Raw genomic sequence first — 13,474 nt, 5'->3', positions numbered from 1 at the left:
TTTTTCTAACAGATTGCCAGGTTTATTTGGCTGTCTTTCTTCTGCGTCTGGCAGCAATTGCGGCAAAAGCAGGCAAAAGCAGTAACGCAGCGCTTGGTTCCGGAATCGTCGCAGGGTTGATTGTAAGTTCCGAGAAGGCAACACCAGTATTACGAAAGCCATTGATATTAGGTGAGCCACTAGTGGCACCACTATAGTTTCCGTAGGTGATTCCATTGATAACAATACCGGAATCGCTACCAGCACGGTACCAATAGCCGTTCGGAAGTAAAACCCAGTCATAACTATCAGGGATATCAATGATCAGGCCTAAAGTATATGTGCCTGCAACTGTAATGGCAGAACCAACACCTGTGTTTATCGTATGATTTAAACCGTTAACCGCGTTTGAACCGGAATAAGTGGTTGTCGATACAACAGTATTGTTCAGTGATAACTGCCACGTGAGCGAGAACTCACCAAGATAGGAAAGGGTGCAGAGACCGTAACTGCCACCATAGGTCACATCATTAACCGATGAACCGCAGGCAGAAACGTTAATATCATCACCCAGTGTAACGGGACTATATGTGCCTGGGTCTGATTCAGCATCAATATACCCATATGTTGCTTGAGCTGCTGTACTGCACATAGCAATGCCGCAGATAACCCCTATCTTCTTCAGCAAATTATTCATGTTTATTGTGCCTTTTCATCACACAAATTTTACGTTCTTAGGATTACACCAAGAACAATGTACGCGTAGATTGTTAACAATAATGTAAATATACTAAATTTGCGAGGAAAAAGCGTTTTTGATGCTTCTTTGTAGTGATGAGATAAACATAAGTTGTTTAGACAAATGATCCTCTTGATATATAGTAACGTCTCTTAGGAAGACAATTCAGAGGGGAAATCTCCATGGACTTTAAAGTCAATGGTAAGGCCGTGTCATATGGTGGTGATGCGGAAATGCCGCTTCTTTGGTATCTACGAGACATCGCGGGCATGACTGGAACCAAGTTTGGTTGTGGTGAAGGGCTGTGTGGCGCTTGTACGGTGCATGTTGATGGTGCTGCTGTACGTTCTTGTCAAACGTTTATGGAAGATGTTGAAGGGTCAAACATCACAACGATCGAAGGATTGGGGAGTGGTGATAAGCTGACTGCGCTTCAAAAGGCATGGGCAGAAAATGATGTGCCGCAGTGTGGTTATTGTCAGTCCGGCCAGCTTATGCAGGCGGCGTCTCTTTTGAGTGAAAACCCGAATCCGAGTGATGAAGAAATTGTTGATGCGATGGAAGGTAATATCTGTCGCTGTGGTACGTATGAGCGTATTAAAAAGGCTATTCGCCAGGCAGCGGGGGCATAGTCATGAGCAAGCATCTTGAAAATGTATCACGTCGAGGTTTTCTTAAAACTGCTGGTGTTACTTCAGGCCTTATTCTCGCTGCGCCGATGTTATCCAACCATGTTATGGCAGCCGCACGGGGTGAGGAAGAATTAGTGTCCTCAGGGTATTTAGCAATTAAGCCTGATGGTACTGCTCATGTATTCGTTCACCGCGTAGAAATGGGACAGGGTAGCCGTACGGGTTTGCCACAAGTTGTCGCTGATGAGCTTGAAGCTGATTGGGGTCGTCTTCATATTGAAGCTGCTTTTGGTGATAAAGCTCGCTTTGGTGATCAGAACACTGATGGTTCTACCTCTATCCGGAAATTCTATGATGCTTTTCGTCAGGCAGGCGCTGCGGCGCGTATGATGATTGAGCAGGCGGCAGCTAACGAATGGGGTGTCTCAGTTTCCGATGTGGAAGCTAAAAAACACAGAGTGATCAATAAGATCACCGGTAAATCTGAAGACTTCTCTAAGTTTGTTGTGGCAGCTTCAAAACTTGAGGTACCAAAAGATGTGCAGTTGAAGAAAAAGGCAGACCGCACGTTTATCGGTAAACCTCAACGTAACATCTATATGAAGCAGATTTTAACCGGGGGTACCCAGTTCGGTCAGGATACCATTCGTCCAAATATGGTGTTTGCCGTTGCAGCGCGCCCGCCAGTTGTGGGGGGCAAGGTAACGTCATACGATAAAGCAGCGGCTATGGCTGTGGATGGTGTGCTTGATGTAGTTGAGCTTCCTGCGCTTGAAATGCCTGCACTCTTTAAGCCGGTTGGTGGTGTTGCTGTTGTGGCTTCAAATACATGGGCTGCGATGAAGGGCCGTGAAGCACTGAATGCGCAGTTTGAAGACGGGGCAAACGCTTCTTACGATTCCGCTGAATATGAAAAACAGCTCTGGAAATCCATTGATGGTGATAGCGTAACACATATGAAACGCGGTGATGTGGATGCAGCTCTTGAAGGAGCATCAAAAACATATAGCGCAGATTATTATGTACCGCACCAACATCATATCCCGATGGAGCCGCCAGCCGCGACGGCTGAGTGGAATGGTGATGATCTGAAGATGTGGGTTTGCTGTCAGGATCCAACATCTGTACAGGAAACAGTTGCTGCATTCGTTGGCAAAAAACCTGAAGAAATTTATGTAGAAGCAACACTGCTTGGTGGTGCGTTTGGCCGTAAATCTAAGCCTGATTTCGCCGTTGAAGCAGCGCTTGTTGCTAAAGCTGTTGGGCGCCCGGTTAAAATGGTGTGGAGCCGTGAAGATGATGTTCGCCACGGCTACTATCACACCGTTGCAGCACAGCGTGTGAATGTTGGTGTGAAAGACGGCAAGGTAACCGCTTGGAAGCATAAAGCCGCGTATCCATCTATTGGTGCTACCTTTAACCCTGCAGCTGACCAGCCGGGTGCTTTCGAGCTTGGCCTTGGTCTTCTTGATATGCCATTTGATACAGCAAATATGCAGGTGGATACCGGTAAAGCGCCAGCTCATGTACGTATTGGCTGGATGCGATCAGTAGCTAATATCCAGCAGGCATTCGCCGTTGGTTCAATGGTAGATGAAATTGCACAAGGCGAAGGCAAAAATACTGCTGATATGTGGATGGAATTGATTGGTTTTGACCGCAAGATCAACCCAAGTGTTGATCTGGTGAAACAGCCTGGCGCCCCACGTGATCCTCAATACAGCAACTATGGTGAAAGCCTAGAGCGCCATCCTGTTGATACAGCCCGCTTGAAAGCTGTGCTTGATAAAGTGGTGCAGATGTCTGGTTACGGTAAAGATATGCCAAAAGGCAAAGGTATTGGTATTAGTGTGCACCGTAGTTTCGTTTCCTATGTTGCTTGCGCTGCTGAAGTTGAGGTGACTGACGGTGAGCTAAAGGTAACAAATGCCTGGATGGCGGTTGATTGTGGTGTTGCAGTGAACCCGGACCGTGTGAAAGCGCAGATGGAAGGGGCTGTCCTCTTCGGTATGTCTATTGCGATGCATGGTGAGATTACAGCGAAAGATGGCGCTATCGTTGAAGGAAACTTTGATGGTTACCCTGTGTGCCGCATGAGTGAATGCCCGCCGGTAGAAACAGCGATCATTGAAAGCGATGCAGTTCCGGGTGGTGTAGGTGAGCCAGGTGTGCCGCCAGTGGCACCAGCCATTACTAATGCGATCTTTGCGGCCACTGGTAAGCGTATTCGCAGGCTGCCAATCAAAGATCAGTTAAGTACTTGATCTGATATACTCACGGAAACAGAAAACGCCGCTCTGTATAGGGCGGCGTTTTTATTTGGGAAAAGATATATGAATTAAACGGTGGCTGTTTTTCGTCTTCGAAGATAGGCCATACCGCCTAGGCCACTTAATAACAGGAATGCTGATGTAGGCTCTGGGACAGGGGCTGCAGAGCGAAGAGCGCTGAAGTTGCTTACATTGCGTGTGTTACCTTCTGCGATAGCAATTTCCAGTAATCCAGGACCGCCCTGATCAAAGTGTTCAAGTGTAAAGTGATTGAGGCCTGCTGCAAGTTCAACAGTATGGAAGGTAATGCCAAAGTTGATCTGTGTCAGCGTGCGTTGTCCACTGTTGATGTTGAAGCGGGTTGAATCGTCCGAACGAAATAAAAGGGAATATGTCCCTGTTTCTGCCACATTAAAATACCCGCTGGTACGGGATACAAATGCGTTTGATGTATTGCTTGGCAGAACCACTGGAGGACCAAAAAGAGGACGTAACGCACCGCTGTTCAGAACAGCATCGTTATAGGAAATCACTTCATTTTCGAAGCTGAAATCAGGTGTTCCAGAAAGTAGGCTGGTCAATCGAGGATCAGAAAAAATGCTGGAAGTGCTAAACTGTCTGTTTGCCACATGAAATACATCAATGTTGAATGTTGCTTGTGCTGACGTGGAGAATAAAGAAGAACAAACTATAGCTGCTGATACAATAAAACTCTTTAAACGCTTCATACTAAATACCTTTTCCCCCCAATAGAATCTATACTACTTCAAATTTTAGAGAAAATCCATCCGAGGCAGATTAAATTATCTGTGATCGGCTATTGATGTGGAAAAAAAGGGGCATGATGCCCCTTAATATATTCTCTATTCCCCATTTTCGTCAGATGTTTCATCATCTTCAAGTTCATCAAAGAGATCATCGTCCTCTGATGGAGGGTTGCCATCATGGATTTCAAACAGGCGGTTTTGGCGATACGCTGAGCGCATTAGTTCATACCCATTTTCATCTTCATAAATGGAATTGATTACGTTATGAGCACGTGCACGCTGATCAAGCGCATCTACACCCGTACGAGTCAGGTTCAGGCCTTTCACATTAAGCTTTGCGATACCGATTGTAACGGGATCTGCAAAAACATAGGTGCCGAAACCGATAGCATCTCTACCATTTGATGGACCTACAAATGGGATGATGAAATATGGACCATCCCCAACACCCCAGGCTGCTAGCGTTTGGCCAAGGTCTTCAGAGTGGTACGGAATGCCCATACTTTCAGAAATTTTGAAAATACCGCCGAGGCCAATTGTTGTGTTTACAACTAAACGGCTCAGTGTTGTGCCTGCGCGCTTAAACTTAAACTGAAGAATGTCATTCACCAAAACCCAAGGCTCACGAAGGTTGCGCATAATGTTGCTTATACCCTGTCGTGGCGGCTCTGGGATAACTGTCTGGTAAACGGAGGCAACAGGGCGATAGATGTTTTGATCAACAGCCTTATTGAAACCATAAGCCGCACGATTATAGCCTTCCCATGGGTCATTCGGGTCAGTCGTTCCTTGAGTGGAAGCACAAGCGCTGGTGAGAGCGATTAATGCAGCGGCAGCCAACTTTTTAGGGGAAAAAATAGTGGGCATAGTTTCCTCATACATTCTTCATATATTTATCAATACTTAAAACAGGTGCAGTAGCCGTACAATATGGCTAAGGTGTGACGCACTTTAAAGTCTCTTTACCATCCTTTGATGAAAAGCTTCATTCACAAAAAGATGAAGTGTGGTTAATGGATGGTTAATAAAATAAAGCTTTACTTATATAAAGAAACCTTTATATTGAGTCTCGTTTGAAAATGAGGGTCATGTATGGAACTGCTTTTATCAGCTCTGCGAGCCGCGGCAGAGGCTACTCGCCTTAGGATATTGGCACTGCTTGCTAAAGGTGAACTTACTGTTGGTGAGCTTGTTAATATTCTCGATCAAAGCCAGCCTCGTGTATCTCGTCATTTAAAGCTCATGTGTGAAGCAGGTGTGCTTGATCGTTTTCAGGAAGGCACCACAGTTTTTTACCGTTTGGCAGACCAAGGTAAAAATGGTGCTTTGAATAAGGCGATTATTGATTTGGTGCCTTTGGGCGACCCTGAGTTTTCAAAAGATTTACTGGCACTTGCCGATATCCGTGAAGAGCGTTTTGAAAAGGCACAGTCTTATTTCAGGGAAAATGCAGCAAGTTGGGGCGAAATTCGTTCTCTTCATGTTGCAGAAGGGCAGGTTGAAGAAGCGCTGATAGAGCTTCAAGGGAAAAAGCAGGTTTCCCGTTTGCTTGATGTTGGGACAGGCACAGGGCGGATGCTTGAACTATTTGCGCCTTACGCATCTCAAGGGCTAGGGCTTGATGTTTCTCGCGAAATGCTGGCAGTGGCACGTGGTAACCTTGCTAATAAAGGGCTTGAGAACAGCCAGGTTCGCCAAGGTGATATGTATGAACTGGGTGTTGGGGATGCTAGCCAGGATCTCGTGGTTTTTCATCAGGTACTTCATTTCGCTGATGAGCCATCAAAAGCCATTAAGGAAGCTGCAAGAGCGTTGGTGCACAATGGTGAACTGTTGATTGCAGATTTTGCACCACATCAGGAAGAGTTTTTGCGCGCGGATCATGCGCACCGCAGGCTTGGTTTTGCGGAAGAGGAAATGATCCAAATGGGGGAGCAGGCTGGGCTGGCTTGTAAAGCAGTGAAGCATCTGGATGGTGGTAAACTGCGCGTTACACTTTGGCAATTTGGGCAAGTATCATCAGGTGAGGAGTAGGCCAGTGGCCCCTATTAATGACCCATACGGACGTGCGAGTTCGCTTTTCGCTGAACCCGTGAAAGACGTGAATGTATCTTTCGAATTTTTCCCGCCCAAAACGGAGAAAATGGAAGAAACATTATGGGCTTCTGTGAAAAAGCTTGAGGAGCTTAACCCAAGTTTTGTTTCTGTTACATACGGTGCTGGTGGTTCTACCCGTGAGCGTACCCATAAAACAGTGAAGCGTATTCTGGATGAAACATCCTTGAAACCGGCAGCTCATCTTACATGTGTTGGTGCTTCCAAAGGTGAAGTGGATGAAGTTATTCAGGACTATTGGGATGCTGGTGTTCGTCATATTGTGGCGCTGCGTGGTGATCCAGAAGAGGGTGCTGATAAATATGTGCCGCATCCAGATGGATACCAAAACGCAGCGGATATTATTTCAGGTATCAAGAAAATTGGTGATTTTGATATCTCCGTCGGCGCTTACCCGGAAATTCACCCTGATAGCCCCAATTTGGCCGCTGACCTAGATAACTTGAAGCGCAAGATTGATGCTGGCGCGACGCGAGCTATCACTCAGTTTTTCTTTGAGGCAGACAGCTATTTCCGGTTTGTGGACCACTGCCAATCTTTTGGAATTGATGTGCCGATCGTGCCTGGCATTCTCCCAGTAACAAATTTCAAAACATTGAAGAATTTTGCCGGTGCATGCGGGGCAAACGTTCCAGCATGGCTGGGTGATATCTTCGAAGGGCTTGATGATCGCCCGCAAACGAGGAACCTGGTAGCCGCGAGTGTAGCAAGTGAAATGTGCCGCCGCTTATATACTGGTGGTGTGAGAGATTTCCATTTCTACACACTTAACCGTGCAGAGCTAACATATGCAATTTGCCATATGCTGGGGCTTAGGCCTCCAGTTGGGTTAGGAACAGAATAATGAGTATAGTAACAGAAACGCTCACGAAACTTGCCAAAGAACGTATCCTTATTATGGATGGTGCCATGGGCACAATGATCCAGAAAGAAGGGCTTGAGGAAGCAGATTATCGTGGTGAGCGATTTAAAGATTATCATCTTGATCTCAAAGGCAATAACGATTTGCTCGTTATCACGAAGCCTGATGTGATTGCGAAAATCCATGGCGAGTTTCTTGCTGCTGGTGCTGATATCATTGAGACAGACACCTTTAACGCAACCAGCGTTTCTATGGCGGACTATGATATGCAGTCTCTTGCCAAAGAAATTAACGTTGAGGGCGCGAAGCTTGCACGCCGTGTAGCGGATGAATGGACAGCGAAAACTCCTGAAAAACCGCGTTTTGTTGCAGGTTCTATCGGGCCGATGAACCAGTCGCTTTCCGTATCACCAGATGTGAATAACCCGGGGTACCGTTCTGTTACATTTGATGAAGTAGCTGCTGCTTATAAAGAACAGGTTGAGGGCCTAATTGAAGGCGGGGTGGATATCATCCTGATTGAAACAGTGTTTGATACCTTGAATTCAAAAGCTGCAATTTTCGCGACAGAAGAAGTATTTGAAGAAAAAGGTGTACGTCTTCCGGTGATGCTTTCCTGTACAATCACGGATATGTCTGGCCGGAATCTTTCAGGGCAAACTATCGAGGCTTACTGGAACAGCGTTCGCCATGCCAAACCTTGGTCTATCGGTCTTAACTGTGCCTTTGGCGCAGAACAGCTAAGACCGCATGCGGTAACCATTTCAGATATCGCTGATACACTGGTGTGCGTATATCCGAATGCGGGCCTGCCGAACGAGATGGGTGAGTATGATGAAACGCCTGAAATTACGGGTGGATTGCTTGGTGGCTGGGCTGAAGAGGGCTTGCTGAATATTACAGGTGGGTGTTGTGGCACTACACCGGATCATATTGTAGCTATCGCGAAGGCGGCGGAAGGTAAAGCCCCGCGCAAGGTACCGGTATTTGAGCCTGTTATGAAACTTTCAGGTATTGACCCTGTTAAAATTAACTGTATGGAACCTGTTGAGTAGCTGATATGACCAAGCCAATTGCACAGTTTATCAATGTTGGTGAACGCACAAACGTTGCGGGTTCCGCCAAGTTCAAAAAACTGATTTTTGAAGAGAATTACGAAGAAGCAGTAACTGTTGCCCGCCATCAGGTAGAAGGTGGCGCGCAGATTATCGATATCAACATGGATGACGCCATGCTTGATGCTGAGGATACGATAGAGAGATTCTTGAAGTTGATCGCTGCGGAACCGGATATTTCCAGAGTTCCGGTTATGATTGATAGCTCCAAATGGTCTGTGATTGAAACAGGCTTAAAGTGTGTTCAGGGTAAAGCTGTGGTGAATTCTATCAGCTTGAAGGAGGGCAAGGAGCCTTTCGTTGAACAGGCGAAACGAATTATGCGCTATGGTGCCGCTGTTGTTGTGATGGCGTTTGATGAGCAGGGGCAGGCCGATACTATCGAGCGCAAATTTGAGATTTGTAAGCGCTCTTATGACGTGCTGGTGAATGAAGTTGGCTTCCCGCCCGAGGATATCATCTTTGATCCAAATATCTTCGCGGTGGCGACGGGTATCGAAGAGCATAACAATTATGGTGTGGATTTCATTGAAGCGACGCGCCTGATTAAAACCCATCTGCCATACGCCAAAGTTTCCGGCGGTGTATCTAATATCTCTTTCTCTTTCCGTGGTAATAACCCGGTGCGTGAGGCAATGCACAGTGTGTTCCTGTATCACGCCATTAAGGCTGGTATGGATATGGGGATTGTGAATGCGGGCCAGCTTACGGTCTATTCAGATATCCCTGATGAGCTTCGTGAGCGGGTGGAAGATGTAATCCTGAACCGCCGTGATGATGCGACTGAGCGTCTTCTTGATGTGGCAGATGAATACCGTGGTCTTATCAAAGAACGTAAGGAAGATCTTTCCTGGAGGGAAGAGCCTGTTGCCAAGCGGATAGAACATGCGCTCGTTAAAGGTATCAATGATTTCATTGAAGAAGATGCAGAGGAAGCACGTCAGCAGTTTGCGCGCCCTATTCAGGTAATTGAAGGTCCACTGATGGACGGCATGAACGTGGTGGGTGATCTGTTTGGTTCCGGTGAGATGTTCCTGCCGCAAGTGGTGAAGTCCGCACGCGTTATGAAACAGGCGGTAAATTATCTTCAGCCTTTCATTGAAGATGAAAAAGAAGAGGGTTCCAAAGCCAAAGGCAAGATCATCATGGCAACCGTAAAAGGTGATGTTCATGATATCGGTAAAAACATCGTTGGTGTTGTGCTGCAATGTAACAACTTCGAAGTGATTGATATGGGCGTGATGGTGCCGTGGGCTGATATCCTCAAGGCTGCGAATGATCATGATGCTGATATGATTGGTCTTTCTGGCCTTATCACACCATCTCTTGACGAAATGGTAACTGTCGCGACCGAGATGGAGCGTAAAGGCATGGATATGCCGCTTCTTATTGGTGGAGCCACGACAAGCAAGGTGCATACGGCGGTTAAGATTGCCCCGACTTACACAGGGCCAATTACCCACGTACTTGATGCATCTCGCGCAGTAGGTGTTGCCAGTACGCTGGTATCTGAAGACCTGAAGGCTGGTTTTGTGACCAACACCAAAGCTGAATATGCTGATATCCTTGAAAAACGCCTTGCGAAACCAAAGGCAGACAGGCTTGTCAGCATAGAAGCCGCTCGTGAAAATAAAGCGATGCCAGATTTTGAGGCTTTCACACCGGTGAAGCCAAGTTTCCTTGGTACAAAAGTATTTGAAGATTATCCACTTGAAGATCTAGTTGAGCGTATTGACTGGACACCTTTCTTCCGCACATGGGAGCTTGCGGGTTCATTCCCTGCAATCCTCGAAGATGAAGTTGTTGGTGAAAGTGCTACAAGCCTTTACGCAGACGCACAAGCGATGCTGAAGCAGATTGTGGATGAAAAATGGCTTACGGCAAAAGGTGTGATTGGTTTCTGGCCCGCGAACAGTGAAGGCGATGATATCAAGCTCTACACGGGTGATAACCGAGGTGAGGAACTGTCAACTATCCACTGCCTAAGGCAGCAGGTATCAAAGCGCGCTGGGCGCACAAATGATTGTCTCTCTGATTTCATCGCGCCAGTTGGGTCGAAGCCTGATTATATGGGCGGTTTTGCGGTAACTGCTGGCCACGGTATTGATGAGCATGTAGAGCGCTATAAAGCTGCGCATGATGATTATAATGAAATCATGCTCAAGGCACTTGCTGATCGCCTTGCTGAAGCGTTTGCTGAACGTATGCACGAGCGCGTTCGGAAAGAGTTTTGGGCGTATGCGCGGGATGAAAACCTCACAAACAAAGAGCTTATTCAGGAACGTTATCAAGGTATTCGCCCGGCTCCCGGTTATCCCGCATGCCCAGACCATTCAGAAAAGCCTGAGCTTTTTCGTCTACTGAATGCACAGGAAGAGACAGGTATCGAACTTACTGATAGCTTTGCCATGATGCCAACAGCCTCAGTATCCGGCTATTATTTTGCCCATCCAGAGGTGCGTTATTTTGGTGTAGGTAAAGTTGGTAAAGATCAGGTTGAAGATTATGTGGAGCGTCGTGACAGTGATATTGAAACGATTGAGCGTTGGATCAGGCCTAATCTCGGTTACTAATTAAAAAAAGCCGCTTCATATCGGAGTGGCTTTTTGTTTAAGGCTTTAACTCTGGAAAATCACTAAACAACCGCTCGTTGATGGCGTGTCTGTTGTTCCAGAGATGCTGGTACCACTCAAGCCGTTTATGGGCATGCTGCATAAGCATACGATTTCTCGTAACGTAATTTTTGGCATTGCGGCCCAGTTTTTCACGTAGAGCTTTATCTTCGATTAAGCGTCGAAAGCCTTGTTCCCACTCTTCAGGTGTATCTGCAATCAAGCCATTATGTTCATGGACAATGGTATCCGCATAAACGGTTGGGCTAGCGATCATCGCAGCTCCGCCAGAACCTGCTTCCAGAAATTTAATATCGCTTTTGTAGCGGTTGAACACTGAACCATCAAGCGGGGTGAGAACAACGTCGCAGCTGCTAATAATACGAATATATTCATTATATTTCACAAGAGGGCTGAACTTTTTATTGGGGCTTTCAATAGCCTCAAAAAATTCTTTATCGAATAGGATAACAGGCTCGATCTCTGGGTGATCAGCGATAACCTTATTGTATACATCAATAAGGGGTTCCCAGGCGTTCTTGCGGTTAAGTGCACCAAAGAAAACACGGATACTATCTTTTGGTTTCAAGGCCGGTGCTGGCATGCGCATCAACTGGTTTTCGAATAGGGCAACTTCGCTATTATGAGTTAGAAATGCATCGGCTAGTGGTTTAGTGCTGCACTGGACGCCGTGACACATCTGGAAACGTACCCAATCAAGTGATGCAGCGCGTTTTGCTGCATTAAATGGATTTTCCGGGTAATCATCATATTCAACAACAAAGACCCAATCCCGTTCAATGCAGCTTTTTACGGCCTTCGGCCAATCTGTCTTACTAAGAAAGGAACGCTGAAGTACAAGCACTTTGGGTTCATCTTGTGGTACATCGCTAATGAATTTTAACGATCTTTCATTCAATTGGATGTTGGCGCCTAACATGCGCAAGGCCTCAACAGGTTGGCCGACACGTACATCCATTGCAGCTGTTGCGTACGCGCAGAAAGAAACATGGATGTTATTATTAAAACCGCTCGAATACATTCTAAATTCCCCAGAAATATCAGCGGCACCATACACTTGGAAGATGTAGCAGCCAAGATAGAAATAAAACTCTGATGCACCTCATTTGTTTTGTATGCTTAATGATGTTGCCTGTCTATCCAGTCAGTTACGGTATTGAATGTCTCAGTCATATTGTTATGACCAAGGTTGGAGAATAATATATATTCATACGGTTTGCCTGCGCTAATGAGGGTTTTCAGACGCGATACCGAGAGGTCAATTGGTACGCTGCCGTCTTGTTCTCCGAATACCCAGAGACCAGGAATAGCAAGGCGCGCTAAATTTTCAGATGGATCGCTGTTTTTACCCAGAAAGTCTGGCCAAATGTATTCTCTGGTTCTGGCATTTAATGCCTCTGCGTAACTAGGTACACGCTTACTATCTAAATCGCGCGTGTATTTACTATAGATATCTTCTTCGCTGACTTTGCAAACTGGCCCACTCCACAACACCATAAAATCCACATTGTCCGCTTTTTCAGCAGCAATAGGTACGATCCAGCCTGCTTGGCTTATACCAGTTAGTCCAACCGGGATGGTGCTGGTATTTGGGTGTGTTTGAACCGCTTTCACTGCAGCGACGGCATCGTCTGCAAGCAAGGCGATGTTTGGTCCGCTTACGCTTTGGTTGCTTTCATATATGCCGCCAGATTTACCTGCTCCGCGTTTATCATAAACGAGTGCAGCAATGCCAGCATCAGCAAAACGTTTGGCCCAGTGTAGGTTTCGGGTTTGTTTGCCTGAACCATGAACAAATACAACAGTAGCTTTTATAGGTTTATCGGTGGGCAACACTAGCGAACCAGAAAGCTGTATGCCTTGACTAGGGAATTCTATTTCTTCAATGAGATAATCGTCGGCAAAAGTGGCTGTGCTAAAGAGCAGTATTATGGCTGCAAACAGAAGCTTCTTCATTACTTTATCCTCGCTATGTTTTATATTTTTATAAAACCAGCTTAAAGGATGAGTTGAAAAGCTCAACCGAGAACTCAATACAGCATACTAAAGTGCTATATGTGTATATAAGTTTGAGAGAGGTTTTTGAGGAAAGTGGTGCCCGCACACGGACTTGAACCGCGGACCTGATGATTACAAATCAACTGCTCTACCAACTGAGCTATACGGGCATGCTTGAAAAAGCATCTCTGTTTCAGGATGGTGCCCGCACACGGACTCGAACCGCGGGCCTGATGATTACAAATCAACTGCTCTACCAACTGAGCTATACGGGCATGTAACCATCCTAAACAGGGTGCTTCCTGCGGAAGCGAGCTAGGGTATAATCCGAAGATTTCCTATGCGCAAGAGAAAACGTCAAAAA

Annotated in this window: 9 protein-coding genes, 2 tRNA genes and 1 pseudogene; 5 read left to right on the top strand and 7 right to left on the bottom strand. The window is 46.3% G+C overall.

Features of this window, described 5'->3' with window-relative positions; translation table 11 throughout:
- Positions 1-22: 22 nt before the first annotated feature.
- Positions 23-676 (bottom strand): hypothetical protein, encoded by a 654-nt coding sequence (locus tag MF542_RS14500; protein WP_247020716.1) that lies wholly within the window; start codon positions 674-676, stop codon positions 23-25.
- 224 nt (positions 677-900) lie between these two features.
- On the opposite strand from MF542_RS14500, the gene MF542_RS14495 reads away from it, so the two are divergent.
- Together MF542_RS14495 and MF542_RS14490 are read left to right on the top strand one after the other, a co-directional pair.
- Positions 901-1,350 (top strand): (2Fe-2S)-binding protein, encoded by a 450-nt coding sequence (locus tag MF542_RS14495; protein ID WP_247020714.1) that lies wholly within the window; start codon positions 901-903, stop codon positions 1,348-1,350.
- A gap of 2 nt (positions 1,351-1,352) precedes the next feature.
- Entirely contained in the window at positions 1,353-3,614 is a 2,262-nt protein-coding gene (locus MF542_RS14490) for a xanthine dehydrogenase family protein molybdopterin-binding subunit (protein WP_247020712.1), read from the top strand.
- 74 nt (positions 3,615-3,688) lie between these two features.
- On the opposite strand, the gene MF542_RS14485 is transcribed toward MF542_RS14490, so the two are convergent.
- Entirely contained in the window at positions 3,689-4,348 is a 660-nt protein-coding gene (locus tag MF542_RS14485) for a PEP-CTERM sorting domain-containing protein (RefSeq protein ID WP_247020710.1), read from the bottom strand.
- A gap of 135 nt (positions 4,349-4,483) precedes the next feature.
- On the bottom strand, positions 4,484-5,254 hold the full coding sequence (locus tag MF542_RS14480; RefSeq protein WP_247020708.1) for an MlaA family lipoprotein: 771 nt from the start codon (positions 5,252-5,254) through the stop codon (positions 4,484-4,486).
- Positions 5,255-5,479: 225 nt separating this feature from the next.
- Here MF542_RS14480 and MF542_RS14475 point away from each other — a divergent pair, with 225 nt between their 5' ends.
- The 3 genes and pseudogenes from MF542_RS14475 to metH all read left to right on the top strand — a co-directional run bounded on the left by MF542_RS14475 (position 5,480) and on the right by metH (position 11,052).
- The gene (locus tag MF542_RS14475) at positions 5,480-6,421 is read left to right on the top strand and encodes an ArsR/SmtB family transcription factor (RefSeq protein ID WP_247020706.1); all 942 of its coding nucleotides are present in this window, start codon (positions 5,480-5,482) and stop codon (positions 6,419-6,421) included.
- A 4-nt stretch (positions 6,422-6,425) separates the two neighbouring features.
- Entirely contained in the window at positions 6,426-7,346 is a 921-nt protein-coding gene (gene metF / locus MF542_RS14470) for a methylenetetrahydrofolate reductase (protein WP_247020704.1), read from the top strand.
- A pseudogene (metH, locus tag MF542_RS14460) lies at positions 7,346-11,052 on the top strand (methionine synthase). Before metF ends, metH begins: the two are co-directional and overlap by 1 nt.
- Before the next feature lie 37 nt (positions 11,053-11,089).
- On the opposite strand, the gene MF542_RS14455 reads toward metH, so the two are convergent.
- The 4 genes from MF542_RS14455 to MF542_RS14440 form a co-directional block, all read right to left on the bottom strand.
- Complete coding sequence (locus MF542_RS14455; RefSeq protein WP_247020698.1) at positions 11,090-12,133, bottom strand: glycosyltransferase family protein; 1,044 nt, start codon at positions 12,131-12,133, stop codon at positions 11,090-11,092.
- A gap of 98 nt (positions 12,134-12,231) precedes the next feature.
- Positions 12,232-13,068, bottom strand: coding sequence for an alpha/beta hydrolase family protein (locus MF542_RS14450; RefSeq protein WP_247020696.1), 837 nt, complete (start codon positions 13,066-13,068; stop codon positions 12,232-12,234).
- Between the two features lie 136 nt (positions 13,069-13,204).
- A tRNA-Thr gene (locus MF542_RS14445) sits at positions 13,205-13,280 on the bottom strand.
- A gap of 29 nt (positions 13,281-13,309) precedes the next feature.
- Positions 13,310-13,385 (bottom strand) — tRNA-Thr (locus tag MF542_RS14440).
- Between the last annotated feature and the right edge of the window lie 89 nt (positions 13,386-13,474).

This window comes from Kordiimonas laminariae (genome assembly GCF_023008165.1).
Lineage (GTDB): Bacteria > Pseudomonadota > Alphaproteobacteria > Sphingomonadales > Kordiimonadaceae > Kordiimonas > Kordiimonas laminariae.
This window is presented reverse-complemented; position numbering and strand designations above follow the sequence as displayed.